We start from the raw sequence: 24,949 nt of genomic DNA on the forward strand, positions 1-24,949 counted from the left end.
GCTCACGGGACCTGCGGCTGCGGATCCCGCCGGGCGGGCGGGCCGTCGTCCAGCTCACCGCGCAGCGCGCCGAGGGCGAAAGCCGCCATGGACGCCAGGATCAGCAGCGCGAGCGGCCCCCAGATCGCCAGGATGGCCCACAGCGGCCAGTCGTTGGCCGTCTGCGCCCAGAGCGTCAGGATCGCCGTGCCGCCCAGGGCGATGCCGTGCCGGCGCACCGTCTTCGCCGCCGCCACGTGACGCGGCTCGCCCCGCGCGACGAGCGGCCACACACCGCCCGCCAGGGCCGCCAGACCGAACGAGAGGCCGGCCAGCGCGCCGCCCAGCCGGTCCTCCGGCCATCCCAGCGGCCCGTCGGACGTCTGCTGCCGTCGCCCCTCGGCGTCCCGCACCTCGACGACCTGACCGTGCCAGATCACGCCGACGACCTTCTCGTGCGGCTCCATCTCGGACATCACGGGCTCGGTGCGCAGGAACGTCACCTGCCACGGCTTGCCGGACGGCAGCACCAGTTCCGCCTCCGGGGACTCGCCGTGGTTCATGGCGGCGCTCCGGACGGTGAACTCCTGCTCCCACACGCACCCCGACGCCGTGACGGGGACGGCGGCGCAGACCGGCGCGGCGCGGTACTCCCGCTCCCGCTCCAGCGCGCCGCTGACCTGGAGGGCCGAGGCCGCTCCGACGCCGAGTACCACGAGGGCGATCAGCACCCACACCACGGACCGCACGGCCTCGCCCCCCGACGACCCCACCGCGCCTCAGCCCCCTTGGTACGTCTGTTCCCGGAGCATTGCACCACGCGTCAGCCGACGGTGTGGACCCGCCTGCCCTCCACGAAGGTCTCCAGGACCCGGGTCGCCGCGATCTCCTCGGGCGGACCGGCGAACGGGTCGCGGTCGAGGACGGCCAGATCGGCCGCCTTGCCGACGGTGATGCTGCCGGCGAGGTCGTCCAGGTGGTTCACATGGGCGCTGCCCGCGGTGTACGCGGCGATGGCGGTGCCCAGGTCGAGGCGCTGCTCCGGGAAGAAGGCCGGGGTGCCGGCGGGCGCCTCGGGGGAGACGCGGTTGACGGCGACATGGATGGCCTGGAGCGGATCGGGGCTGCTGACGGGCCAGTCGCTCCCGGCGGCGAGGGTGGCACCGGCCCGCAGCAGATCCCCGAAGGGGTACTGCCACGCGCCGCGTTCCGCGCCCAGGAAGGGCAGGGTCAGCTCGTCCATCTGCGGTTCGTGGGCCGCCCACAGCATCTGCAGGTTCGCGCTCGCCCCCAGTGCGCGAAAACGCGGCAGGTCGTCGGGGTGAACGACCTGGAGGTGCGCCAGGTGGTGCCGCGTGCCGCGGTCGCCGCCGGCGGCCCGGGCGGCCTCCACGGCGTCGAGCGCCTCGCGCACCGCACGGTCGCCCAGCGCGTGGAAGTGGACCTGGAAGCCGTGCGTGTCCAGTTCGGTGACGTACTTCCGCAGCTCGCCCGGCTCGACGAAGCTGATGCCGCTGTTGTCCGAGGTGCAGCCGCAGCCGGTCAGGTAGGGGGACAGCATGGCGGCGGTGTGGTTCTCGGCGATGCCGTCCTGCATGATCTTCACTGTGCCGGTCCGGAACCGGTCCCGGCTCAACTCCTGCCTCCGGGCGACGAGTTCACCGATCTGTTCGGCACCGCGCTCACGGTCCCACCACAGCGCGCCGACGACCCGCGCGGTGAGCAGGCCCCGCTCCAGGGCCGCCAGATAGGCCGGGGCCGGGTCGGTCAGGTTGGCGTAGGTGCCGACGATGGCGTCCTGCCAGGCGGTGACGCCGTGGGAGTGCAGCACGGCCTGGGCCCGCAGCAGCCCGGCCAGCTGCTCCTCCGGCGTGGGATCCGGCACCAGCCGGCCCACCAGGTGGACGGCGCCCTCCTGGAGCATCCCGGTGGGGTTGCCCTCGGCGTCCCGCTCGATCCGCCCGTCGACGGGGTCGGGAGTCCGGGCGTCGATGCCGGCGCGCTCCAGGGCCCGGCTGTTGACCCAGGCGCCGTGGTGGTCCCGGTTGGGCAGGAAGACGGGCCGGTCCGGGACGATCGCGTCGAGGGCGGCGGCCGTGGGGGAGCCGCCGGGGAACGCCTCCAGGGACCAGCCGCCCCCGGTGATCCAGTCGACGTCCGGGTGCTCGGCCGCGTACGCGGCGATCCTGCGCAGGTAGGCCTCCGCGTCGGTGGTGTCGCCGAGGTGGCACAGGCCGAGTTCGAGGCCCGCGCCCATCGGGTGCACATGGGCGTCCTGGAAGCCCGGAAGCAGCAGTTTCCCGGCGAGGTCGACGACCTCGGTGCGCGGCCCGATCAGCTCGCGCACCTCGTCGTGGCCGATGGCGACGATCCGCCCGCCGCGCACGGCCACCGAGGTGGCGCGGCTGCGGGCCGGGTCGACGGTGTGCACGGGGCCGCCGGTGAACACGAGGTCGGCGGGTCCCGGGACAGGGGGGTGCGTCATGGGGGTGGACTCCATGGAGGGTCAGACCGCCGTGCGGTCCATCGGCAGGGTGAGGGCTTCGGCGTCGGTGCCTCGCCCGGTGGTGAAGTACGGCGAGCGCCGGACGTACTTGGCGACGGCCGCCATGCCGAGGCCGGCGAGCACGATCAAGGCGGGCAGCGAGAACATGAACCACCCGTTGTCCGGGCTCAGTTCGAAGTGGTCGCTCATGGTCAGGTACGAGTATCCGAGGTAGCCGCCCAGCCCCAGCAGCACCAGCCCGGACACGGCGGGCACGCCGACGGCGAGCAGCGCCTCGCGCGCTCCCGCGTGCCGTGCCGAGCGGAAGCGCACGGCGCAGGCGAGCGCGGTGAGGCCGTAGTACAGGGCCACGATCAGGCCGATCGCGTTGACGGCGGCCAGCAGCATGTCGCTCAGCCTGGGGATCGCGAAGGCGAGCACGGCGATCACCGCGGCGACGGACATCACGACGGCCGTTCCCGCGGCGGGCGTGCCGTAGCGCGGGTGGACCCGGGTCCACAGCGGGCCCATGGTGCGGTCGCGGCCCATGGCGAGCAGGCCCCGCGCGGTGGGGATCAAGGTGGCCTGCACGGAGGCGACCGCGGAGAACATCAGGGCGACCAGGGGCAGGGTGGCCCACGGTTCGGCGGCCAGCTTCTCGCCGAGGTAGGGCAGGGCCTGCGGGCCGTTGCGCACGAGTTCGGCCAGGCTCATCTCCCGCTGGAAGGCGACCGAGGCGAAGAGGAACAGGCCGAGCATCGCGACCAGGGCGATGAGCCCGCCGCGGGCCGAGTCGCCCGGGTTCTTCGTCTCCTCGTTGACGCTGAACGCCGCGTCCCAGCCCCAGAAGAAGAACACCGCGAGAACCATGCCCTGGGCGAAGTGGGTGCCGCTGGAGATCTCGAACGGGTTGAACCACGACAGGGAGACGGCGTGATCGCCGGTGATCAGGGCCCAGCCGCAGAACCCGATCAGCACCGCGTACTCGAACACCAGCAGCGCGAACTGGAACCGGGTCGCGCCCCGCACACCCGTGACGGCCAGGACGGTGAGGGCGAGCAGGATCACCAGCCCGACCGCCGTGCAGACGCCCGTGGACGTCGGATCGAGGGCGATGCCCGCCACGCCGCGCAGACCGGCCTTGTTGGCGAAGGCCAACACGACCGAGCCCATGATCGCGCTGGTGTAGGCGCAGAAGATGACCGAGCCCACCAGCGTGACCCAGCCGGTCAGGAAACCCGGCCAGGGACCGAGGGATCTGCCGACCCAGGTGTAGCCGTTGCCGCAGTTGGGTTCGGAGCGGTTGAGCCGGCTGTAGGCGAGGGCGATGCCCAGCACCGGCAGGAACGCCAGCAGCAGGAGCGCCGGGGCCTGCGGCCCCACGACCGTGGCGATGGTGCCCATACCGATGGCGATGCTGGTGGTGGCCGCGGTGCTGGACGCTGCGATGGCGACGCCGTCGACCACGCCGAGGGAACGGCGCAGCGCGGGGCGGGGCTGGGGCGGTGCGGACGACATGAAGGGCTCCTCGGGGGAGAGGTGGGAAGAGCCGCGCGGGACTGTGATGGAACAGCCGGCGGCCACATTGGGTCAACCCTGTTGACGTAAGGCCGGGAGGGCCGTTCACTGCGTACGCGAGGAACCGTCGGCGCACGAGGAGAGGAGTCCACGTCATGACCACCCGTGTCCCGCAGGAACGCAGACGGCGCAGACCGACCCGGTCGGGCGTCCTGCTGTCGGAGGACCTGATCGTTCAGACCGCGTTGCGGCTCATCGGCGAGCACGGACCCGAGGCGCTGAGCGTCCGCCGGCTCGGCGCGGCCCTGGGCTGCGACCCGACCGCGCTGTACCGGTACTTCCACGGCACCGACGACCTGGTGCTCGCCATCGCCGACCGGATCATCGGCGACGCCATGGCCGGTTTCGCCCCGGGGGACGACTGGGTGGCGTCGCTGCGCGAGATGGCCCTGAGGGTCCGCACGGGGTACCTCGCCCACCCCCGTGCCGCGGCCATGGCGGCCCACCGTGTGACCCGGCGCCGCAACGAGATCCGTGCCGTGGACACCGGGATCGGCCTGCTGCTCACCGCGGGCTTCCCGGCGGCCGACGCCGCACGGCTCTACCTGGCCTTCATCGACACCGTGCTCAGTCACGCCGCCGCGGAGGCGGCGTTCCAGGCCCTTCCCCCGCAGCAGCGCGAAGCCGACCGGAGGTCGTGGCGCGACGTCTACCAGGGCCTCGATCCGGCGACGTACCCCTCCCTCACCGCGGTGCGCCCCGAGCTGCCCGCCATGGCGGACAGCTCCTTCGAACAGGCGGTGGACCTCCTGCTGGAGGCCCTGGCGGCCCGGGCCCCGGCCCGCGAACGCGGGTGACCGGCCCGCGCTACGGCACCTCGGCCCGTCCCGGGGTGTCGTCGAGGAACCCGCCCGACTGGTGCTGCCACAGCTTCGCGTAGGCACCGTCGAACGCGAGCAGCTCCTGGTGCGTGCCCTGCTCGACGATCCGGCCGCGGTCGAGGACGACGAGCTGGTCCATGCCGGCGACCGTGCTCAGCCGGTGCGCCACCACCAGCGCGGTCCGCCCCTCCATGAGCCGCCACAGCGCCTCTTGGACCAGCAGTTCGCTTTCCGAGTCCAGGGCGCTGGTGGCCTCGTCGAGCAGCAGGATCGGCGCGTCGCGCAGGATGGCCCGCGCGAGGGCGACCCGCTGGCGCTGCCCGCCGGACAGCTTGACGCCCCGCTCGCCCACCATGGTGTCGAAGCCGTCGGGCAACGCGTCGGCGAACTCCGTGACGTGAGCCGCCTCGGCCGCCCGGAGGATCTCGGCGTCGGTGGCGTCGGGCCGGGCGAAGGCGATGTTGTCCCGCAGACTGCGGTGGAACATCGCCGGGTCCTGCGGCACGTACGCGATCCGCCCGCGCAGTTCGGCCTGCCGTATGCGGCTGATGTCCTGGCCGCCGACCAGGATGCGGCCGCCGTCGATGTCGGTCATCCGCAGCAGCAGCCGGGTGAGCGACGTCTTGCCACCGCCGGACCGGCCCACGAGGCCGATCTTCGTGCCGCTCGGCACGGACAGGTCGAGTCCCTCGAACAGGGGACGGCCGCCCCGGTGGGCGAAGGTCACCTTCTCGAAGCGGACGTCGGCGGCCCGGGTCCGCAACGGCTCCGGGTCCGGCGGGTCGAGCACGGTCGGCGGCGTCAGCAGCAGCTCGGTGAACTGCGCGGCCTCCGTCATCGAGCTCTCCAGACGGCGGTAGATCTGGTTGAACTCGAACATGATCCGGGTCGCGTTGGTGTAGTAGGCGAAGGCGACCACGACCGCCTCCACTCCGTGCGTGCCGCCGCCCAGCGTCACCGCGAGGAGCAGGCCCATCGCGTTGGTCAGCACGGACATCGGCGCGACCAGCGTGTCGATCCGCAGGTTGCCGTAGTCCCACGAACGCAGGGTGAGCCGCCGGGACGTCGCGACCCGGGAGCGGTGCTCGGCGGCCTCACGGTCCTCCGCCGCGAACGCCCGCACCGTGTCCATGTTCATCAGGCTGTCGGCGACATGGCCCGACACCCGGGCGATCGCCTCCTCACGCTGGTCCACGAGCGCCTGGCGGCGTCGGACGAGCGGCACGACCAGCACCGCCGTCAGCGCGATCATCAGCAACAGGCCGACGACGAGCAGTGGTTCGTAGCGCCACAGCACGACCGCCCCGAACATCAGCGGCACGAAGCTCCCCACGATCTGGAAGGTCAGCGTGTCGACGAACTGCTCGAACCGGGAGGCGAAGCTGAGGACCCGCTTGGTCAGTGAACCGGCGAAGTTGTCGTGGAAGAACGCGGCGTCCTTGGCGAACAGCTCGTCCATCCCGACCACGTACAGGTGCTCGATGCCCACGGCCTCCAGACGGGTGAGGCAGTGCAGGGCGACGCGCCACAGTGCCTCCGCGACCAGCAGGACACCCGCGAAGACGAGCACGTACGGCAGGGTCGAGCCGGCCGTGAGGTCCTTGTTCCCGGCGATGTCGGCGACGAGCTTGGCGACGATCAGCGGCGCGACGTAGTTGATTCCGATGTTGCCCAGCGCCGAGAGCAGCATCGCGGGCGCCGTCCACCGGCGCAGCCGGGACAACTCCCTTCCGTAGTAGCGAAGTGCGAGAAGAACCGAGCGTTTGCCCGGTAATACCCTGTGTTTTTCCGGCGTTTCCATCCCACCCCTGAGTCGTCCTGTGGCCGCCCGCCACGCCGTGCGTGCGGGCAGGGGCCATCGCGGCAACGGTTGTGTGAGGTTTCGGGTCGAGTCCGGAAGTGTCCCGCGATGCCGGCCGCGCAGTCCAAGCGTTTTCCGGCCGGTCGGGGGTGTGCGGGGAGCGCCATGAGGCGCGACGGCCGGGGGCCCGTACGCCGGGGCGGGTCCGCGGCGCCCTCGGGGCGCGGGTGATGACCGGCAGGAGGCCGGGGCCGCCGGGCGTGGGACCGGCGGGTGATTCCGCAGGGTGGGGAGCGGTCAGTCGGTGATCGCGGCGAGCACGAGTGCCTGCAACTGGGTGGCCCAGCGGTCGGGTACTGCGCTTGGCGCGGCACATGGCGACGGTTCCCTCGACCGCCGCGACGATCAGCGTCGCGAGCTGAGCCGCCTGCTCGGGCTCGGCGCCGTGCTCGCGCAGCGACCCGGACAGCAGGCCTTCCCACTCGTCGAACACATCGGCGGCCGCCGCCAGGGCGGTGGGCGTCTCGCCTGCCGGGGGTTCCTCGATGGAGACGGCGAGGACCGGGCAGCCCGCCCGGAGATCGCTGTCCAGGACGATCGTGCGCCACAGGGCGAGGAAGGCCCGCAGTCCGGCGACGGGACCCGCCTCCAGCTCCTCGCGCAGACTCCGGGCGGCCCAGGCCCCGGTGAACCGCACCGCCTCGGTGGCCAGCTGCTGCTTGCCCTCGGGGAAGTAGTGGTAGGTCGAACCCAGCGGCGCCCGGGCGTGCTTGGCCGTCTCGCGGATGCTCGTCGCGTTCAGACCACGTCGGCTGATCATGTCGGCCGCGCCGGCCACGATCCGCTCACGCGCCGTCGGACTGGGCTTGGTCACCTGCACGGTCCCTTCCGGCCCCGCGGGCCATGACAGTCGTCATAGTCCAGCGTGGCCGTGCCTCACGACGACTGTCGTAAAGCCGCACCGCCCCACGGCGCACACGGCGACGGCGTGGTCATGACGCGGCGCTGGAGTCCGGACGCAGCGTGAAGACCTGGTCGAGGCCGACCAGGGTGATGACGCGCATCAGGTTCGCCGGAACGGCGGCCAGGACGATGTCGGCGCCGGCGGCCAGCGCGTGCTGACGGGCGGCGAGCAGGGCGGTGATGCCCGAGGAGTCGCAGAACGCGAGGCCCGACAGGTCGAGGACCAGGCACTGCCCCCGAGACAGGGGGAGCCGGCCCAGCCGGTCGCGCAGGACGGGGGCCTGGTCGTAGTCCAGGTCGCCCGCCACGTGCAGAACGGGTCCGGTCGTGGTGTCGTGCTGTCTGACGGTGAGCGGGTTCATGAGGTGTGACTCGTCGTGGGAATGGTCGGGGAACCGGGGACTGTCGGGGACGGGGCGGCGGGAACGCCGAGGGCGAGCAGGGCGGTGTCGTCGTCGAGACCGTCGCCGAAGCCCTCGAGCAGCCCGGTGAGAGCGGTGATCACCTCGTGCGGCGTGGCCGGGGCGTGATCGGTGGCGAAGGCGTGCAGGGCGTCCTCACCGAACAGGTCGTCCCGGCCGGGGCCGACGCGGGCCTCGGTGAGGCCGTCGGTGTACAGCACGACCGTGTCGCCGGGGGCCAGGACGGTCTCCGCGGTGCCGATCGGAGCACCGGGGACGACACCGATGAGCAGACCGCCCGGGGTGGGCAGGAACTCCGCGCGGCCGTCCGCCCGCAGGACGAGCGCCGGCGGATGGCCGCCGGAGGCGAGGCGCACCACGGCCCGCCCGTGCTCGCCGCCCGGCTCGACCAGCCCGAAGATGCAGGTGCAGTACCGGGGATCGCCGCCACCGGTGTACCGCTCGTGCAGAACGGCGTTCAGCGTGCTCAGCGCCGAGGCCGGGTCCGGGTCGTGGTGGGCCGCGGCCCGCAGCGTGTACCGGGTCAGCGACGTGAGGGAGGCGGCCTCGGGGCCCTTGCCGCACACGTCGCCGAGGAAGAACGCCCACCGGCCGCCGGCCACCGGGAACAGGTCGTAGAAGTCGCCGCCCAGCTGGTCCGGGGACGCGGTGTGATAGTTGACGGCCGTCTCCAGGCCCGGCACGCCGGGCAGTGAGTCGGGCACGAGGGAGCGCTGCAGGACGGCGAGGGCGTCGGCCAGCCTGGCACGGTCCGCCTCGGCCTGCCGCCGGGCCTCGTCCGCCTCGGCACGGGCCCGCTCGGCGTCCTCGCGGCGGCGCAGGAGTTCCTTCTCGTAGGCGCGGCGGTCGGAGGCGTCGAAGACGGTGATCCGGATCAGCAGCGGCTCGCCCTCGGTCCCGTGCTTGACCATCGCGGAGACCAGGACCGGCAGCCGGCCGCCCTCCCGGCACCGCAGCTCCAGGGCGATGCCCCGCAGCTCACCCTGCATGCGCAGCAACGGAGCGAAGTGCGTCTCGTGGTAGAGCTTCCCGCCGATGGTGAGCAGGTCGGCGAAGCGCTTGCGGCCCACGACGGCCTCGCGGTCCAGGCCGAGCCAGTCCAGGAGCGTGGCGTTGATCTTGGCTATCGTGCCGTCCATCATCGTGGACAGGTAGCCGCACGGCGCCGACTCGTACAGGTCCTCCGCGCTGTCCTCCAGCAGCGCGGTGAACGCCGCGGCCGTGCTCGCCTCGTCCCCCGTCCCCGTGGGCTCGGGCACGCCGCCCGTGCGGCACATCACTTCGGGGACTCCAGGAAGTCGAGGATCGCTGCGGCGGTGGCCTGCGGCGCGCTGAGCTGCGGGCAGTGCCCGGTGGCGTCGAGCGTGACCAGCCGTGAGGCGGGAATGGCCGCGTGCACGTAGGCACCGACCTCGCGGGGCGCGATGGCGTCCTGCTCGCACTCCAGTACGAGGGTCGGCACGGACACGCCCTTGAGGTCCTCGCGGCTGTCGGTGAGGAAGGTCGTACGGGCGAAGACCCGGGCGATGTCGGGGTCGGTGGCACAGAAGCTGTTGGTGAGCTCCTGGCCCAGCTCCGGCCGCTCCGGATTGCCCATGATCACGGGGGCCATCGCGGACGACCAGCCCAGGTAGTTCGCCTCCAGGGAGGCGAGCAGCTCGTCGATGTCCTCCGTGCTGAAGCCGCCGCGGTAGCCCTCGTCGTCGATGTAGCAGGGCGAGGGGGTCACCATCACGAGAGACCCGATCCGCTCCGGCGCCGCCTGCGCCGCCAGCACCCCGACCATGGCACTCACCGAGTGCCCCACGAACACCGCCTGCCGCAGGTCCAGCTCCTCGCAGACGTCGACGACGTCACCGGCGTAGCCGTGCAACGAGGAGTACCGCTCCTCGCTCCACGCCGCGAGGTCCGAGCCGCCGGAACCGACGTAGTCGAACAGCACCACCCGGTAGCGTTCCGCAAGCGCCGGCGCCACCAGTCGCCACATGTTCTGGTCGCAGCCGAACCCGTGTGCCAGGAGCAGCACCGGCGCGCCGACCGGGCCGATGACGTTGACGTTGTTCCTGCGGCGGATGTCCATGGCGGCCATGCTGTCACCCCGGTCGCGGCGGTGCGACGGCACCCCTGCGCACATCGGGTTCGCGACCGTGAAGTCAGCCCAGGTACAGCGGCACCCTGGAGGCGAGGTCACCGAGCTCGGCCTGTTCCGCTCCGGTCGGCGCACGCCTGCCGGTGCCGATCAGCAGTGCGTCGGTGTCCGGGAAGGAGGCGGGGAACGAGCCGCCCGCGATCCGCTCCAGCATCTCCCGGGAGCAGGCCAGCCCTTCCGGGAGCGGCGCCTGCGCGTCGGGGAGGTGGGCGATCAGGTCGAGGTGGTGCAGCGTCCACTCCATGACGTACGTGGAGAGGTAGTCGCCCACGGTGAGGACCTCGTCGCGAGTGCCGACCCGGCCCGCCGGATCGGCGAGCAGGGCCGCGCGCCCGGCGGCGGAGCCGACGTCGTCCAGGTGGAACTTCAGCAGGCCCGGGTCCTCGTACGCGGCGGCGAGCCGGACGGTCAGCGCGTCGAGCGGGTCGTCACCGGTCGGCGGAGTGTCCGAGACGTCCCAGTACGTCAGCGCGTCACGGGTCGGTTCCCGGTCCGAGGGGGTGGCCAGGGTGATCAGGACGTCCTGCGCGTCGATGACCAGATGGCACACCAGGTCCCGCACCAGCCATCCCGTACAGCCGCTGGGCCGCCCGAAGTCCTCGTCGGAGAGACCGGCCACCACCGTGCGCAACGCCGTCCAGGTGCGGGAGAAGAGATCCACCCCGGCAACGTAGAGCCCTGCGGCGACACCGCACAAGCGCGTTTCGGCCGACAGCGCTGACCGCCGCGTGGCACACGGTCTCGGGCGTCCCCGGCGGTGCTCGCCGCCGCGTGGCACGTGATCTCCGGGAGTCCCCGGCGGTGCTCACCGCCGCGTGCTCTCACCTTCCGGACGCCCCCGGCTGCCCCGGACGCCGCGTGGCTCGCGCCTTCGGGCGTCCTGAGGCGTGCTCGACCGCCGCGTTCCTCTCATGCTCCCGGCGCCCCCAGCCGCCCTCCCACGAGCGCGGCGAGCTCGTCCGGTGTCCGCGGGCCCGGCTCCGCTTCGGTCAGCAGCCCCTGGGCGCGCAGAAGTCCCGCCGCGGCCGCGCCCCACGGCAGACGCAGTCCGGCATCCCGGAGGAGATCCGTACGGGCCAGTGCCGTGGCCGCGGGCCCGGTGCGGACACCGGACGGGGTGAGCAGCGCCGCGTCGTCCGCCCAGCTCAGAGCGAGGTCGACGTCGTGGGTGGCCATCACCACCGTGGTGCCGGCGGCCCGGAGCCCGTCAAGGGTGGTGAGCAGCCGCTCCTGGCCTTCGGGGTCGAGGCCGGCCGTCGGCTCGTCCAGGACGAGGACGCGCGGCCGCATGGCGACCGCGCCGGCGATGGCGGTCCGTTTGCGCTGTCCGTAGGAGAGCAGATGCGTCGGCCGGTCGGCCAGGGCCGTGATGTCCAGGGCGGCCAGCGCCTCCGCCACCCGCGCCCGGACCTGTGTGTCGTCCAGGCCGAGGTTCAGCGGCCCGAACGACACGTCCTGCTCGACGGAGGCCGCGAACAACTGGTCGTCCGGGTCCTGCACGACCAGCTGCACGGTCGTCCGCAGCCGGGTCAGCCCCTTGCGGTCGTACGCCACCGGCCGCCCCTCGACCGTCAGGCTCCCCTCGTGCGGTTTCAGGCCGCCGCTCAGCAGCCGCATCAGCGTGGTCTTGCCGCTGCCGTTGCGGCCGAGCAGCGCGAGGGCACGGCCCTCGCGGATCTCGAAGTCGAGGCCGCTGAGCACGGCCGGGCCGTCCTCGTAGGCGAAGGACGCGCCCCGCAGGGCGACGAGGGCGGGCTCGCTCATGTCAGCGGCCTTTCCAGTACGAGGGTGAGGACGGCCAGCGCCGCGAGCAGCGCGCAACTGGCCGCCGTGAAGCGGACGGAGACCCGGGCCTCGGGCACCAGGACCCGCAGGGTGCCGTCGTAGCCGCGCCCGGCGAGCCCGGCCTGGAGCCGGGTGGCCCGGTCGAAGGCCCGGACGAACGCGGTGGCGCCGAGCCCGGCCAGGGACCGCCACTCCGCGGCCCGGCTGGTGTGCCCGAGCCGGGCCGCCTGGGCCTCCCGGATGCGGCGCACGGAGTCCAGCAGCAGAAAACTCATCCGGTACGTCACGAGCGCGACGTCGACGACCGGGGCGGGCACCCCGGCCCGGACCAGCCGGGGCAGCAGGTCGGACATGGGCGTGGTGAAGGCGAACAGCAGCACGCCCAGGGAGGCCGCCGAGGTCCGCAGCAGCAACTCCCCGGCCCGGACCGGCCCGTCGGCGGCGAAGGCGACGAATCCTCCCGGCCCGCCCACCTGGACGAGCAGCGTGAGCGCGCCCGTCACGCAGAACCCCAGCGGTACCCGGTAGGCCCGCCACAGCCGCCGCCCGGGCACACCGGCCGGACCCAGCAGCACCACCAGGGCCGTCAGGAGCACCAGGGCCGCGCCAGGCCAGGGCGGCAGGGAGATCGCGAGTACGGTGAGGCCGAGCCCGAGCACGGCCTTGTCCACGGGATGGCGGCGGCGCCAGCGACTGCCGTGCGCCGCCGCGTCGATCGGCAGCACCCGGGCTCAGTCCCGTCCCTCGGTGGACTTCCCGGCGGTACCGGACAGCGCGTCGTCGGAGTCCCGTTCCCGTGCCCGCTGCTCGCCCTGCCTGCGGCCCCGGCGCAGGCCGAAGTAGTAGGCGAGGACACCGGCGCCGAGAGCAGCTTGGAGGGAGAACAGCGCCGACTCGATCTCGCCGGACGGCGGCTCGTACAGCGGCGAGAACCACGGCTCGTAGTCCGGCTTCAGCTCGGTGATCGCCGTCTCGGCCTCGCCGTCGGCGCCCGTGAACGGCTCCTTCTTGTGGTCGCCGAGCCCGAGTGCCAGGGGCAGCACCGCGAGCGCGGCCACGGCGAGCAGCAGGATCAGGTTGATCTTCGTGTTCTTCTTCATCGGGCCGCCGCCTCGGTCTCGGTCTCGGTCCCGGTCCGCGCCTGCTTCCTGGCGACGAGCACGCCCAGCCGGGTCAGTTCACCCTTGCTGGACTGCACCAGCAGCCGCATCACGAGCACGGTCAGCAGGCCCTCGCTCACCGCGAGCGGGATCTGGGTGACGGCGAAGATGGAGCCGAACTTGCCGAGCGCGCCCAGGAATCCGCTGCCCGGGTCGGGGAACGCGAGCGCCAGCTGCACGCTGGTGACGCAGTAGGTGGACAGGTCGGCGACGAACGCGGCGAAGAACACCGCCACCATCAGCGGCGCGTTGGAACGCCGCAGCAGCTTGTACACGGCGTACCCGGCCCAGGGCCCGACGATCGCCATGGAGAAGACGTTGGCGCCGAGCGTGGTCAGGCCACCGTGCGCGAGCAGCAGCGCCTGGAAGAGCAGGGTGATGGTGCCCAGCACGGCCATGATGGGCGGCCGGAACAGGATGGCGCCCAGACCCGTGCCGGTGGGGTGCGAGCAACTGCCCGTGACGGAAGGGAGTTTGAGCGCGGACAGGACGAACGTGAAGGCGCCGGACGCACCGAGGAGCAGCGTGCTCTCGGGGTGCTCGCGTACTTCACGGGTGAGCGACCGGACCCCGTGGACGACGAACGGCGCCGACGCGACGCCCCAGGCGACCGCGTGCGCCGGAGGAAGGAAACCCTCGGCAATGTGCATGGCTCAGCAGACCCTCTCCAGCACCTCGTGGATGGTTGACGCGCCTTGGCCGGTCTCCTGGCTGACGGGTACCACCGCCCGGACTCCGCCTTCCCGGGTCACGAGGACCCAGTGGCTGCCCGTGAGGGCTGGAGCCGGACTTCCCGATTCACAGTGGCGAGGGCCGCACCGGCATCACACCGGATTTCCCGTTCACCAAGGCGTGGTGACAATAAGGCCGGGATAAGGGCGATGACAAGCCACCCAAGGGGCGCGCGAGGGGGCGCCCGTTCGCACACCGGCGCATCTCACGGCCGATCGAGGCGCACCGGGCAGGGCTCCGCCGCATGCCCTCGGGCGGCGTCAGCCGTCGTCTCCGCCGTCGTCGCTCTCCCCCTCTTCCCCGCCGTTGCGCGGCTTCTCCGGCTTCGGCTGCGCCGGCCCGCCGCCCTCCTCCTGTGTCGGAGCCGCCGCACTCGGCGCGGGCGCGGCAGGAGTCGGCGCAGAGAGCGAAGCGGACGGAGTGACATCGGCCACGGTGCCGGTGGCCGGGGTGTCGGCTGCCCCCGGCCCGCCCGCCGGGTCGGCCTGCTGATCGGCCTGCTGATCGGCCTGTTGGCCGGGGGAGCCGGGCGCGGCGGTGCCTTCGGGCACCGTGGCGGCCGGGCTGCTCGCCGTCGGGGAGGCGTCGGGCTCCGTGCCCTCCGTGGTCGTGTCGGGCGAGAACCAGCGCATGCCGAGGAGCATCGCCGCGAGGAAGAGGACCGCGGCGGCGGCCGTCGCGACCGCCGTGGACCGGTTGCCGGCACCGCCGCGCCCGCGCGTGCGGCCCGAACGCCCCGTCCGGGCGGCCCGGGCCGCGGTGCGGTGACCCGTGGTCGCGGGCAGCGCGTACGTGGTCGGACTGCCGGTCTCGGCGGCGGCGTACGGGTCCGGCCCTGCGGGCTTCGCCGTGGACGTGGTCGTGGGCCGCGGCGGTGGGGAGACCTCCGGCAGCGGCTCGGGCAGGCCTCGCCAGGCTCCCCCGGCGAACCACTCGGCGGCCTGCTGGGCGGTGGGCCGTTCCTCGGGCTGCTTGGCGAGCAGTCCGAGGAGATAGTTCTCGAACGCCGGCGGAAGCCCGGCGACCCCCAGCTCGCGGGGCGGCACGGGAGCCGAGTCGAGGTGCTGGTGGAGCAGGGCGACGGCGGTGTCGGCCTCGAACGGCGGGCGTCCGCTGAGGAGCTGGTAGAGCACGCAGCCCAGGGAGTACATGTCGGACGCCGGCCCCGCGGGCTTGCCCAGGGCCCGCTCGGGCGCTAGGTAGAGGCCGGTGCCGATGATCTGCCCGGTGGCGGTGAGCGCGGCGCCGGGGTCGTCGAGGAACCGCGCGATGCCGAAGTCACCGATCTTCAGCGTGCCGGCCGCGTCCAGCAGCAGGTTGGCGGGTTTGACGTCCCGGTGCACGATGCCCTGCGCGTGCGCGGCGGCGAGCCCCGCGGACGCCTGCGCGGCGAGACGGGCCACCCGCTCGGCGGGCAGCGCGCCGGAACCGGCCAGCACCCCGGCGAGGCTGTCGCCCTCGACCAGTTCCATCACCAGGTACAGCCGGTTGTCGTACTCGCCGAAGTCCAGGACACCCACGACGTTGGGGTGGTTGAGACGTCCGGCGGTCTGAGCCTCCAGACGGAACCGGGAGGTCGCCGTGGGGTCGGTGTCCTGGGGCAGCAGCAGCTTGAGGGCCACCGCTCTGGCGAGCGTGGTGTCGTAGGCACGCCAGACCTCTCCCATTCCACCGCGCCCGATCTCAACATCCAGCCGGTAGCGGCCCGCTAGCAGCACTCGTCCTCGTCTCATGCGTATGGGAAGGTCATAGCCGCAGGCCGAACTCCCCGCTTCCGCACCGGGATTGGTGGGGGGCGCCGCAGCCGACCCAGGATACTGGCGCGGCGTGACCACCGAGTTCCGCGGCGGTGTCCCCGGAGGGTGCCGGAAGGGAATTCCGGTGCCGGTCGAGTCGCCCGCCGGGGTGACCCACGGCGTGCCCGGTCGCCGCCGGGGACCGGAGCCGTGTCAGGCCGAGGCGTCCGCGCCCTTTCCGCGGCGCGGCAACAGCGCCACCGCCAGGGCCGGTACGGCCGCGAGGACCAGCCACGGCAGGGCGGCGGGCAGGCCCGTGTCGAGCAGGAGACCGGTGGCCGCGCTCCCGGCCAGGACGATCAGCCCGGAGACGGACGACAGAGCACCGGTGTAGAGCCCGAGCCGGCCCTCCTCGGCGAGGTCGGGCACCCACGCCCGGGCGGCGGGCACGACGAGCATCTGCCCGACGGTGAGCAAGATCACGAAGCCCGCGGCCGGGAGCAGCCCGGCGGTGCCCGTCCAGCCGGCGGGCCGCGCCGCGGCCACCACCGCGAAGCCCGAGGCGATCAGCCACAGCCCCGCCGCCATGGAGCGGCGCAGGTCCAACCGGTCGCCCGCCCAGCGGGTCACCGGCAGCTGGGTGAACACCACCAGCACCGACGACAGCGCGAAGAGCCAGGACAGCGGCGCCTGGGAGCCCGCCGCGCGCTGCACCTCGTCCGGCAGCGCCAGGTACAGCTGGTTGTAGGCGAGCAGATAGGTGCCGTACGCGCAGCACAGGGCGAGGAAGCGGCGGTCGCGCAGCAGGACGCGGACCCCGCCCCGCTCCCGGACGCGGATCCGGCCCGGTATGTGCTGCGGCATCAGCCACAGGTGCCCGGCCAGGACGAGCACGAAGACTCCGGCACCGGCCAGGCACGCGGTGCGGAAGTCGACGGCGAGCAGCAGCGCGCCGAGCAACGGCCCCACGAACGCCCCTGCCTGTCCCGCCACACTGAACAGGGCGAGGACCCGGGTGCGTGAGCCGTGCCCCTCCTCCTCCCACACGACCGCCTGGCGGGCCACCTCGGACTCCACGGCGGGTGAGAAGAGCGCGGCGGCGAAACCGATCACCAGCACCGCGCCGATCACGGTGTGGCCCGTCCGGGCGAAGCCGAGCCACGCGAAACCGGCGATCCGCAGGGCGCAGCCCGCGAGGACGACCGGCCGCACCCCGAACCGGTCGACGAGCCAGCCTCCGACCACGAACAGCCCCTGCTGGCTGAAGGTGCGCAGCCCGAGCACGAACCCGACCAGCCAGCCCGCCATGCCGATCGCGGTGCCGAGGTGCTCGGCCAGGAAGGGCAGGACGGCGTAGAAGCCGATGTTGAAGGCGAGCTGGGTGAGGACCAGCAGCCGCAGCAGCGGCGACAGTTCCTTCCAGAGCCGCCGGGTGCTCTCGCGGCTTCCGGCGCGGATCGTACGGGCGTCTTTGCGGGCCGGCACCCGGGAGACGGGCTCGGTCATCGTTCGTCTGTCTGTGAGGCGGAAACGGGAGTCAGGAGGTTGTCGGGGCGTCCCGGGGACCGCCGCGGGTCCGGCACGGCCTGCATCACCGGCGGCACGGCCGGGCCGGGGGGCCGCCTGCGCCGCCCGGGCAGTCGTACACCGCCCGCGGCTGTCACCGCGAGTGCCCCGAGCAGGGCGAGTGCGGCGGCCGGGAAGAGGACGGCCCAGGGAGCCCGTTCGGCGTAGGGCTGATTCTCGGCGAGCAGCAGACCCCACTCGGGGGAGGGCGGCTGGGCGCCCAGTCCGAGGAAGCCGAGCGCGGCAAGACCCAGCGCGATGCCCGGGAGCCGGAGCAGGGCGTGCCGGAGGACCGGGGGCACGACGGCGGGCAGCAGTTCGTGCCGGAGCACGTACCGGCGGCCGGCGCCCAGTGCCCGGGTGGCGGTCAGATGGACGGTCGCCCGCTCCTGCCGCAGCAGCGCGGAGGTGTGCGCGGCCAGCGGCGTCCAGGCCACCACGGCCACGGCGAACGCGGGCGTCCACGGACCGCTGCCCAGGACGCCGGTCACGAGGAGTCCCGCCAGGACGGGCGGTACGGCACTGAGGGTGTCGGCCAGCGGCCCGGACAGCCTCGGCAGCAGCCCCAGCAGCAGCCCGGCGACGAGGGCGGCGGCACTCACCGCGAGGGCGGTGCCGAGGGTGGTCACCGCCCCGTGGGAGATCCGCGCGAGGACGTCCCGGCCGAGCGCGTCCGTGCCGAAGGGGTGCTCCAGGGACGGGGCCCGCAGCCGGGCGAGGGTGTCCAGGGCGAGTGGGTCGCGGGGGAGCCCGAACCCGATGAGAGCCGCCAGCAGTCCCCCGTAGAGCAGCGGGAGTACGCGGGGTGCGGGCGGCCGGGGCCGGTGCAGGGACTGCAGGGCGCCGTCGCGCAGTGCCGGTCCGGCCAGCAGCCGGGCGGCGAGCCGGGCGAGCAGCCCCGCGGCGGCGGCGAGCAGGACAAGGGCGAGTGTGCCGCTCTGGAGGGCGGGCAGGTCCTGGGCGAGAGCGGCGTGCAGGGTGAGCCGCCCCAGGCCCGGGATGTCGTGGATCTGCTCGACGGCGACCGATCCGCCGGTCAGCCCGACCACGAACAGCCCCAGGTTGGGCAGCAGTCCGGGTACGCAGCGGCGCACGGCCTGCCGGGCCACGGTCCTCGGCGGCACACCGCGCGCCGCGGCCGCCGTGGCCCAGGGTTCGCCGAACGCGCCCGGCAGCAGGTCGTCGAGCATCCGGCCCAGGACCGCCCCGGCCGGCAGGCCGAGGGCGAGCGAGGGCAGCACCATCCACGGCGGCCCGTACCAGCCCAGCGCGGGCAGCCACCCCAGGTGCACGGCGATCACCGAGGCCAGCACCGAGGCGACGAGGAACTCCGGCAGCGCGGCCAGCACGGCCGTCGCCGTCCCGCCGGGACGACGCGCACCGAGACGGCCTCGCGCGCCCAGCCGGAGCGTACGGGCGCAGACGGCGGCCGTCGTGGCCGCGGCGACCACCAGGGCCCCGCACATCAGCAGCAGGGACACGCCGAGCGCCTGCCCGACGCCCGGCAGCACCGGGGCGCCGGACACCCAGGAGGTGCCCGCGTCCCCGCGCAGCAGACCGCCGAGCCAGTGGCCGAGGAGGGTCAATGGACCTTCGTCAAGGTTCAGTTCGTCGCGGATCGCGCGCAGCGTCTCCGGTGCCGGGTCGCGCTCGGCGGAGCGGGCCTTGAGGACGGTCAGTGCCGGGTCGGTGCGTGACAGCCACGGGAGCATGCCGATCGCGCCCCCCAGGGCGGCCGTGAGCACGGCCCGCCACAGCAGCGCCGGGCACCCGCCCCGCGCGAGGGCGCGCAGGGCGGTGAGGCCCCTGGCCGGGAGGGACCCGGTGGTCAAGGCCGCGTCCCGGGGCCGACGAACTCCCGCTCGTAGGGGTCGAGTCGAGCGCCCCGCACGGATGCCCGGACCCCTGTGACGGCCTTCAGGTGCACCAGCGGGATCACCGCGTCCGTACCCAGGATCGCGGCCTCCGCCCGCATCGCGGCGTCCTGCCGTTTCGCCGGGTCGGACTCGGCCCGGGCGGTCGCGACGAGCCGGTCGACGTCCCGGTCGCACAGGAACGCCAGGTTGTAGGAACCGTCGCAGGTGAAGTCGCTGTCGAGCACCGTGACCGGGTCACCGGTGTCCGTCATCATGTTGCGGGAGACGACGGCGGCGTCGAACTTGCCGTCCAGCAGGTCCCTTTCGAGGCGTGCGTAGGTCCGCACCTCCAGTTTCACCTCGAACCCGGCCTTCTCCAGTTGCTGTTGCAGCACCTGGGCGGTCTCCGCCAGCTCGGGGCGGTCGTCGTAGCTGCCGATGGTGATGCTCCGGCCCCGCGGGCCGGTCGCCCGGGCTCGCCCTGACGGCTCGACGCGCTTGTCCCCGGCCCAGGTCAGGGCCGGGCCGTAGAGGCCCTGCGCGGGTGCGGCCGAGCCCTCGTAGACGCCCTTGGCGACGGCCGGCACGTCGACTGCCTCCCGTGCGGCGGCCCGCAGTCCGGCGTCCTTGAAGGCACCGGAGCCGGTGTTGAGGTACAAACTGGTGTTGCGGGCGGTGTCCGACTCGTGGACGGTGCCCCGGTCCAGGGAGGCGACCTGGGCGACGGGGACCGCCTCGGCGATGTCGACGTCCCCGGTGCGCAGGGCGTGGGCGCGGGCCGTGCCGTCCGAGACGTACCTGACGTCGACGCCCGAGGCCAGGGCCCGGCCGCCCCAGTAGCCGTCGAAGCGGTCCAGCGAGGCAGCCCGGTCACCGCTGACCTCGGTGAGCTCGAACGGGCCGGTGGCGGTGCCGACCGCGTTCACCGTGCCCGTCTTCCCGTACGCCTTCGGGGAGAACACCGCGAGGCCGGGGTTGCTCAGCCGCAGCGGAAGCACCGGGTCGGCCCCGGCGGACGCGACCCGCACCCGGTTGCCCCCGGCGGCTTCGGCGGTCAGCTTCACGCCGGATATCGCCGCGGGGGCGGGCTTCGCCTCGGCGGCGTGGTTGAGGGCGGAGGCGACGGCCTCGGCGGTGACGTCCTCGCCGTCCTGGAACGTGGCGTCCCGGAGCGTGAACAGCCAGCTCTCGCCGCCCTTCTCGCGGCTCCAGGACTCGGCCAGCGCGGGCACCGCGGTGCCGCCTGCGTCCAGCCGGGTCAGCCCCTCGGTGACGCCCAGCCGGGACAGGTTGTAGGCGTCGTACCCGTACGGCGAGTAGTTCTGCGTCGGCGGGAAGGCCAGCGCCACGCGCAGGCGTCCGCCGTCCCCGGAACCGGAGGAGCCGGAGGTGTCGGCGGAGCCGTCACCGGACGACGCGAAGCAGCCGGAGAGCAGCGGCAGGAGCAGCAGACCGGCGGTGAGCCGGCGACGGGGGGTTGTCATAGTGTATATGAATACCATTTTCGTTAAGCGAGCGGTATCTCGAAGTGCACGACACCGCTGCCCCCGCCCGGCACCTCCGCGCGCTCGTCACACAGCACCTTGCCCACCGCCCGCCACAGACCCATCGCGCCGGGGGAGTGCGGGTAGGTGTGCAGGTAGACGGACCGGTAGCCGCCGTCGGCCCGGGCGAACTCCAGCAGGCCGTCCACCAGTTGCCGGGCGAGGCCGCGGCGCCGGTGCTCGGGACGCACGTAGACCCGCCGGAGCTGCGCCGTCTCGCCCGAGGGGAACCGCTCGGCCAGCCGACGGGGGTTCGGCGGGTGTGCCGGCCCGCGTGCGTCCAGTGCCGCCGTGGCCGCCACCGTCCCGTCCCGCTCGTCCACGGCGACCAGGAGGGTGTGCCGGGGCGGCGTCACGTAGAACGGCACCGGATCGATGATGTCGGCGTGCCAGCGCGGCACGTAACCCGTGCCGAAATCGCGGTACACCGCGTCGAGCATCACCGACCGGGCTCCGTCGATGTCGGCCGCCGCGGCTTCCCTGATGCTGTACTCACGCATTTGCGCATCATATGCAAGAAGAGCTCGGGGGCCGGTCGAGTCGGATGCCGGTGCCGGTCGGGGTGCCGGCGCCGTTCCCGGCCGGACGGAGGCGGGGCCGCCCGGCTCGCGGGTACGGGGCCGGTGTGACGTCCCGGTTCAGCCCTCGGACGGGGCGAGCACCACGAAGTCCGCGTTCGCCGGGTCGAGGCAGACGGCGAGCCGGCCGACGCCCTCCATGTCCACCGGCCCCATCTGCACGCTGCCGCCGTTCGCGGCGACCTGGGCCACCGCCGCGTCGCAGTCGTCGACGGCGAAGACCGGGTGCCAGTACGGCCGCCCGCCCGTCAGCGCCAGGTCCTCCTTGCCGAGCTGCATGAGCCCGCCGTGCATCCGGTCCTCGGAGAGCCCCGCCGGGGTGATCAGCGTGTACGTGCCCGCGTCGCCGGGCAGCGGCATGTCGCTGAACTGCCAGTCGAAGAGGGAGCCGTAGAACTGCCGCGCGGCCGCGGCGTCGGTCGTGTACAGCTCGGTCCACGACAGCGAGCCCGGCTGGTCGACCAGTTCCATGCCCTTGTTCGTGCCCGGCTGCCAGACGGCGAACTGGCCGCCCAGCGGGTCGCTGTACTGCGCCATCCGGCCCCAGTCGTCGAGGTCCATCGGCGCGACCCGCACGGTGCCGCCCGTCTGTTGCACGGCCTGAGTCGTGGCGTCCGCGTCGGCGACGCTGTAGTAGAGCATCCAGGCCGGCCGCGCGCCCTCCTCGGTGAGCTTGCCGAGACCGGCGACGGTCTTGCCGTCCTTCTTGAACATCCCGCCCTCGAAGTCCTCGCTCTCGCCCATGGACTCGTAGTCCCACCCGAGGACGGCACCGTAGAAGTCGGCGGCGGCCCGGACGTCCGGAGCGCCCAGATCGAGCCAGCAGGGCGAACCGGGGACGTACTCCGTCGTGATCATGGCGATGTTTCCCTTCCACGGGTCCTGTGCCCAGCGTGACACCGAGCACCGGCCATCGCCCGTCGGCCGCTCCCCGTCCGGGGGACTCCCCGCCGGGGCGGGGCCTCAGTGGACGGACAGCCCGCCGTCGACGAAGACCGACTGCCCGGTGACGTAGGCGGACGCCCCGCTCGCCAGGAAGACCGCCGCGCCCGCGAAGTCCTCCGCGAGGCCGTTGCGCCCGATCATCGTGCGGGCGGCGAGGGCGGCCACCTTCTCCGGGTCCGACGACAGCCGGGCGTTGAGCGGTGTCATGACGAAGCCCGGTACGAGGAGGTTGCAGGTGACCCCGCGTGGCGACCACGCCTCGGCCTGGGAGCGCGTCAGCGCCTCGAGGCCGCCCTTGGAGGCGCCGTAGGCCCCGCTCTGGACGAACGCGCGGTGGGCCTGCTGGGAGCTGATGTGGATGATCCGTCCGTGGCCCCGCTCCGCCATCCCGGGACCGAAGCGCTGCCCGAGCAGGAACGGCGCCTCCAGGTTGACGGCCATCGTGGCGTCCCAGACGTCCTCGCCGAGTTCGTCCATCGGCGGACGCAGGTTGATCCCGGCGCTGTTGACGAGGATGTCGGGCTCCCCGAACGCCTCGACCGCCCGCTCGGCTGCGGTCCGCACACCCTCGCGGGAGCTCAGGTCCGCGCTGACCCACGCGGCACGGCAGCCCTGGGCCGTCAGCTCCGCGGCCGTCGCGGCCAGAGCGGCCTCGCTGCGGGCCACGGCCACCACGCTCGCCCCGGCGCGCGCGAGGGCGCCGGTGATGGCGCGGCCGATGCCGGAGCTGCCACCGGTGACCACCGCGGTCCTGCCCTCCAGTGAGAACAGTTCGCAGAGGTAGTCCCGGACGTCCCGGGAGGGCGCGGGTGCCCCCTTCGGCTCGGGGGCTGGGGTCGGGTGTGTCGTCATGGCGACCACTCTAAGTCGATCATGGGGACGGCCCACGAGTGGTGTTCGAGGGCCGGACGACCCGCCCGCAGGTTCGTTTGTCCGAGCTCCCGCACAGATACCCCTGGGGGGTATATAGTGCCGGGTATGGACCACACCGCTCATGAACCCGAGAAGCAAACGCACGGGACCGCGTCCTGGGGGACCGCCGTCAAGGCGACGCTGCACTGCCTGACCGGGTGTGCCCTCGGCGAGATCCTCGGCATGGTGATCGGCACGGCACTGGGGTGGGGCAACGTGCCCACGATGGTGCTGGCGATCGGGCTCGCGTTCCTCTTCGGCTACTCGTTCACCCTGTTCGCGGTCCTGCGGGCCGGCCTCGGTATGCGGGCCGCGATCCGGGTCGCCCTCGCCGCGGACACGGTCTCCATCGCGGTCATGGAGCTCGTGGACAACGTGATCATCGCTCTCACCCCCGGCGCGATGGACGCCCACCTGTCCGACGGCCTCTTCTGGTCCGCCCTCCTCGGCGGCTTCGCCGTCGCCTTCCTGATCACCACCCCGGTCAACAAGTGGATGATCGGCCGCGGCCGGGGGCATGCGGTGGTCCACGCCCACCACTGACACGACGTTACGCGCGTACGGATGAAGCCGGGCTCAGCCCTTGAGGAGCTCAGCCCCTGAAGAGGCCGGCCCCTGTAGAACCCAGCCCTTGAAGAGTCCGGCACCTGACGAGGCAGGCCCTTCAAGAGGTCAGCCTTTGAGAAGACGCACCCGGCCGTCGGGGAGTTTCGGCCACCAGTGGTGGTAGCGGCGGTACACCTCGGTGTCGCGGCCCGCCAGCAGCGCCGTCAACGACGCGGCCTCGGTGGCCAGCCGGTCCCACACCGCGGCCGGCAGGTCGTGGAACGCCGTGGCCTCGACGCCGCCGTCGACCGCCCGCCACACGCCGGCGACCCGGCCGTCGACCAGGAGCGTCGGAAGCACGTCGCCGTTCGCCCGGATCACCAGTCGGCGATACGCCGGGGGAATCACTCGGCTGCGGTCGGCGTACGCCAGCAGCACGCTGTCCCACATGGCCATGAGCCGAGGCGGAGCCGGTGTGTCCGCCGGCGGGCGCGCGGCGCCCGGCACGTCGTACAGCAGGGTCCCCTCGGGGCCCCGGAGCTGTTCCACCGCGCCGTCGAGGGCGAGCAGTGCCTGGCGTACCGGCCCCCGCGGCACCATGGCGAACTGGGCGACGTCCGCCACCGAAGCGGGCCCGAAACCCGCCAGATAACGCAGGACGAGGTGGCGCAGCGCTTCCGCCACGGTCGCCCGCCCCCGGGGCGGGGGACCGGTCCGCGCCGCGACGAACGACGACCGGGCGCCGAACGACCAAGGCAGGCCTGTCGGCACGTGGTGCAGCGGCGCGTACGCCTTGAGCCCCCACCACGCCCCGGCCGTCTTCTCCGCGCCGACCCGCTCCTCCAGCCACTCCTGCAGCTCGGCGGCCGTCCTGGGCCGGTCCGCGAAGTCCAGCAACCCGGGCACCAGCGCCTCGCCGTCGGCCGGCGTCAGCCCCGCCGCGGCGAAGCGGTACCCGAGCCGGGAGGCGTACAGCGTCTGCTGCATCGCCTCCCGGAACACCTGGTAGTCGTCCCCGTGGACCGCGTGCAACGTGATCCGCATCAGCGTCGCCCTGACCACCGCACGTCCGGCGAAGGCGGCGTCCAGCTCGTCGGGCGCGAACCCCTCCAGCCGGTTCCACAGCGCCACGTACGGCGAAGCGGCGTGCTGGGCCTGCAGCGCGACCACCCGCCGCACCGCCTCCCCGGTCCCCATCACCTGCCGCTCCAGCAGCAACTGGCGTGCGAGAGTGGCCCGATTGAGTTCCTGCGGAGTGATGTCCACGCCGGGGATTGTGCCCTGATCCCAGCGGAGGTGCCGGCTCCGTCGCAGTGGCCCGGATCACATGGCTGGGATTGAGTGTGCGGCGGGGGAGATGTCCGTACCCATGGGTGTCGGGGCGGGGCCGG

The 24,949-nt window shown here is 73.3% G+C and carries 22 protein-coding genes, 1 pseudogene and 1 riboswitch; of the genes and pseudogenes, 2 read left to right on the top strand and 21 right to left on the bottom strand.

Going from position 1 to position 24,949, the window contains the following annotated elements; translation table 11 throughout:
* Positions 1-2: 2 nt before the first annotated feature.
* The 3 genes from ACIQU3_RS22665 to ACIQU3_RS22675 are packed head-to-tail and all read right to left on the bottom strand — an operon-like array spanning position 3 to position 3,982.
* Positions 3-752 carry a hypothetical protein gene (locus tag ACIQU3_RS22665; RefSeq protein WP_403927414.1) on the bottom strand — a complete coding sequence of 250 codons (750 nt, stop codon included), beginning with the start codon at positions 750-752 and terminating at the stop codon, positions 3-5.
* A 50-nt stretch (positions 753-802) separates the two neighbouring features.
* Positions 803-2,464, bottom strand: a complete 1,662-nt coding sequence (locus ACIQU3_RS22670; RefSeq protein WP_403927416.1) for an amidohydrolase — start codon at positions 2,462-2,464, stop codon at positions 803-805.
* 21 nt (positions 2,465-2,485) lie between these two features.
* Complete coding sequence (locus tag ACIQU3_RS22675) at positions 2,486-3,982, bottom strand: APC family permease (protein ID WP_403927419.1); 1,497 nt, start codon at positions 3,980-3,982, stop codon at positions 2,486-2,488.
* 155 nt (positions 3,983-4,137) lie between these two features.
* Here ACIQU3_RS22675 and ACIQU3_RS22680 point away from each other — a divergent pair, with 155 nt between their 5' ends.
* Positions 4,138-4,839: a TetR/AcrR family transcriptional regulator gene (locus ACIQU3_RS22680; RefSeq protein WP_403735511.1), complete on the top strand. Its 702-nt coding sequence runs from the start codon at positions 4,138-4,140 to the stop codon at positions 4,837-4,839.
* A 10-nt stretch (positions 4,840-4,849) separates the two neighbouring features.
* On the opposite strand, the gene ACIQU3_RS22685 is transcribed toward ACIQU3_RS22680, so the two are convergent.
* From ACIQU3_RS22685 to ACIQU3_RS22765, 17 genes and pseudogenes are all read right to left on the bottom strand, one after another.
* Positions 4,850-6,664 carry an ABC transporter ATP-binding protein gene (locus ACIQU3_RS22685; protein WP_403927421.1) on the bottom strand — a complete coding sequence of 605 codons (1,815 nt, stop codon included), beginning with the start codon at positions 6,662-6,664 and terminating at the stop codon, positions 4,850-4,852.
* Positions 6,665-6,961: 297 nt separating this feature from the next.
* A pseudogene (locus ACIQU3_RS22690) lies at positions 6,962-7,484 on the bottom strand (TetR/AcrR family transcriptional regulator).
* 172 nt (positions 7,485-7,656) lie between these two features.
* On the bottom strand, positions 7,657-7,989 hold the full coding sequence (locus ACIQU3_RS22695) for an STAS domain-containing protein (RefSeq protein ID WP_403927424.1): 333 nt from the start codon (positions 7,987-7,989) through the stop codon (positions 7,657-7,659).
* Positions 7,986-9,326, bottom strand: coding sequence for a PP2C family protein-serine/threonine phosphatase (locus ACIQU3_RS22700; protein WP_403927427.1), 1,341 nt, complete (start codon positions 9,324-9,326; stop codon positions 7,986-7,988). Before ACIQU3_RS22700 ends, ACIQU3_RS22695 begins: the two co-directional genes overlap by 4 nt.
* Positions 9,326-10,129 (bottom strand): alpha/beta fold hydrolase, encoded by an 804-nt coding sequence (locus ACIQU3_RS22705; RefSeq protein ID WP_403927511.1) that lies wholly within the window; start codon positions 10,127-10,129, stop codon positions 9,326-9,328. Before ACIQU3_RS22705 ends, ACIQU3_RS22700 begins: the two co-directional genes overlap by 1 nt.
* A 73-nt stretch (positions 10,130-10,202) precedes the next feature.
* The gene (locus tag ACIQU3_RS22710; protein ID WP_403735499.1) at positions 10,203-10,859 is read right to left on the bottom strand and encodes a maleylpyruvate isomerase N-terminal domain-containing protein; all 657 of its coding nucleotides are present in this window, start codon (positions 10,857-10,859) and stop codon (positions 10,203-10,205) included.
* Positions 10,860-11,107: 248 nt separating this feature from the next.
* Complete coding sequence (locus ACIQU3_RS22715; protein ID WP_403735496.1) at positions 11,108-11,962, bottom strand: energy-coupling factor ABC transporter ATP-binding protein; 855 nt, start codon at positions 11,960-11,962, stop codon at positions 11,108-11,110.
* Positions 11,959-12,708 (bottom strand): cobalt ECF transporter T component CbiQ, encoded by a 750-nt coding sequence (cbiQ, locus tag ACIQU3_RS22720; RefSeq protein ID WP_403735493.1) that lies wholly within the window; start codon positions 12,706-12,708, stop codon positions 11,959-11,961. The genes ACIQU3_RS22715 and cbiQ overlap by 4 nt, the downstream gene beginning before the upstream one ends.
* A 6-nt stretch (positions 12,709-12,714) precedes the next feature.
* Positions 12,715-13,083, bottom strand: a complete 369-nt coding sequence (locus tag ACIQU3_RS22725) for an energy-coupling factor ABC transporter substrate-binding protein (RefSeq protein ID WP_403735490.1) — start codon at positions 13,081-13,083, stop codon at positions 12,715-12,717.
* Positions 13,080-13,793, bottom strand: coding sequence for an energy-coupling factor ABC transporter permease (locus ACIQU3_RS22730; RefSeq protein ID WP_403735487.1), 714 nt, complete (start codon positions 13,791-13,793; stop codon positions 13,080-13,082). Before ACIQU3_RS22730 ends, ACIQU3_RS22725 begins: the two co-directional genes overlap by 4 nt.
* 29 nt (positions 13,794-13,822) lie before the next feature.
* Positions 13,823-14,008, bottom strand: a riboswitch (cobalamin riboswitch).
* Between the two features lie 127 nt (positions 14,009-14,135).
* A complete protein-coding gene (locus ACIQU3_RS22735; RefSeq protein ID WP_403927514.1) occupies positions 14,136-15,593 on the bottom strand; it encodes a serine/threonine-protein kinase in 1,458 nt (485 codons plus the stop codon).
* Between the two features lie 231 nt (positions 15,594-15,824).
* On the bottom strand, positions 15,825-17,117 hold the full coding sequence (locus ACIQU3_RS22740; protein WP_403927430.1) for an MDR family MFS transporter: 1,293 nt from the start codon (positions 17,115-17,117) through the stop codon (positions 15,825-15,827).
* The gene (locus ACIQU3_RS22745; protein ID WP_403927516.1) at positions 17,114-18,889 is read right to left on the bottom strand and encodes an ABC transporter permease subunit; all 1,776 of its coding nucleotides are present in this window, start codon (positions 18,887-18,889) and stop codon (positions 17,114-17,116) included. Before ACIQU3_RS22745 ends, ACIQU3_RS22740 begins: the two co-directional genes overlap by 4 nt.
* A 116-nt stretch (positions 18,890-19,005) precedes the next feature.
* Positions 19,006-20,517, bottom strand: coding sequence for an ABC transporter substrate-binding protein (locus tag ACIQU3_RS22750; RefSeq protein ID WP_403927432.1), 1,512 nt, complete (start codon positions 20,515-20,517; stop codon positions 19,006-19,008).
* A gap of 23 nt (positions 20,518-20,540) precedes the next feature.
* The gene (locus ACIQU3_RS22755; RefSeq protein ID WP_403735474.1) at positions 20,541-21,077 is read right to left on the bottom strand and encodes a GNAT family N-acetyltransferase; all 537 of its coding nucleotides are present in this window, start codon (positions 21,075-21,077) and stop codon (positions 20,541-20,543) included.
* A 138-nt stretch (positions 21,078-21,215) separates the two neighbouring features.
* Positions 21,216-22,013 carry a VOC family protein gene (locus tag ACIQU3_RS22760; RefSeq protein WP_403735471.1) on the bottom strand — a complete coding sequence of 266 codons (798 nt, stop codon included), beginning with the start codon at positions 22,011-22,013 and terminating at the stop codon, positions 21,216-21,218.
* A 105-nt stretch (positions 22,014-22,118) separates the two neighbouring features.
* Positions 22,119-22,952, bottom strand: coding sequence for an SDR family NAD(P)-dependent oxidoreductase (locus tag ACIQU3_RS22765; RefSeq protein ID WP_403735466.1), 834 nt, complete (start codon positions 22,950-22,952; stop codon positions 22,119-22,121).
* A 126-nt stretch (positions 22,953-23,078) separates the two neighbouring features.
* Between ACIQU3_RS22765 and ACIQU3_RS22770 the strand changes: the two genes are divergently transcribed.
* The gene (locus tag ACIQU3_RS22770) at positions 23,079-23,555 is read left to right on the top strand and encodes a DUF4396 domain-containing protein (RefSeq protein ID WP_403735463.1); all 477 of its coding nucleotides are present in this window, start codon (positions 23,079-23,081) and stop codon (positions 23,553-23,555) included.
* A gap of 129 nt (positions 23,556-23,684) precedes the next feature.
* Here the strand turns inward: ACIQU3_RS22770 and ACIQU3_RS22775 are convergent, their stop codons facing one another.
* Positions 23,685-24,824, bottom strand: coding sequence for a winged helix DNA-binding domain-containing protein (locus tag ACIQU3_RS22775; protein ID WP_403735460.1), 1,140 nt, complete (start codon positions 24,822-24,824; stop codon positions 23,685-23,687).
* Between the last annotated feature and the right edge of the window lie 125 nt (positions 24,825-24,949).

Source organism: Streptomyces sp. NPDC101110, assembly GCF_044759525.1.
Lineage (GTDB): Bacteria > Actinomycetota > Actinomycetes > Streptomycetales > Streptomycetaceae > Streptomyces.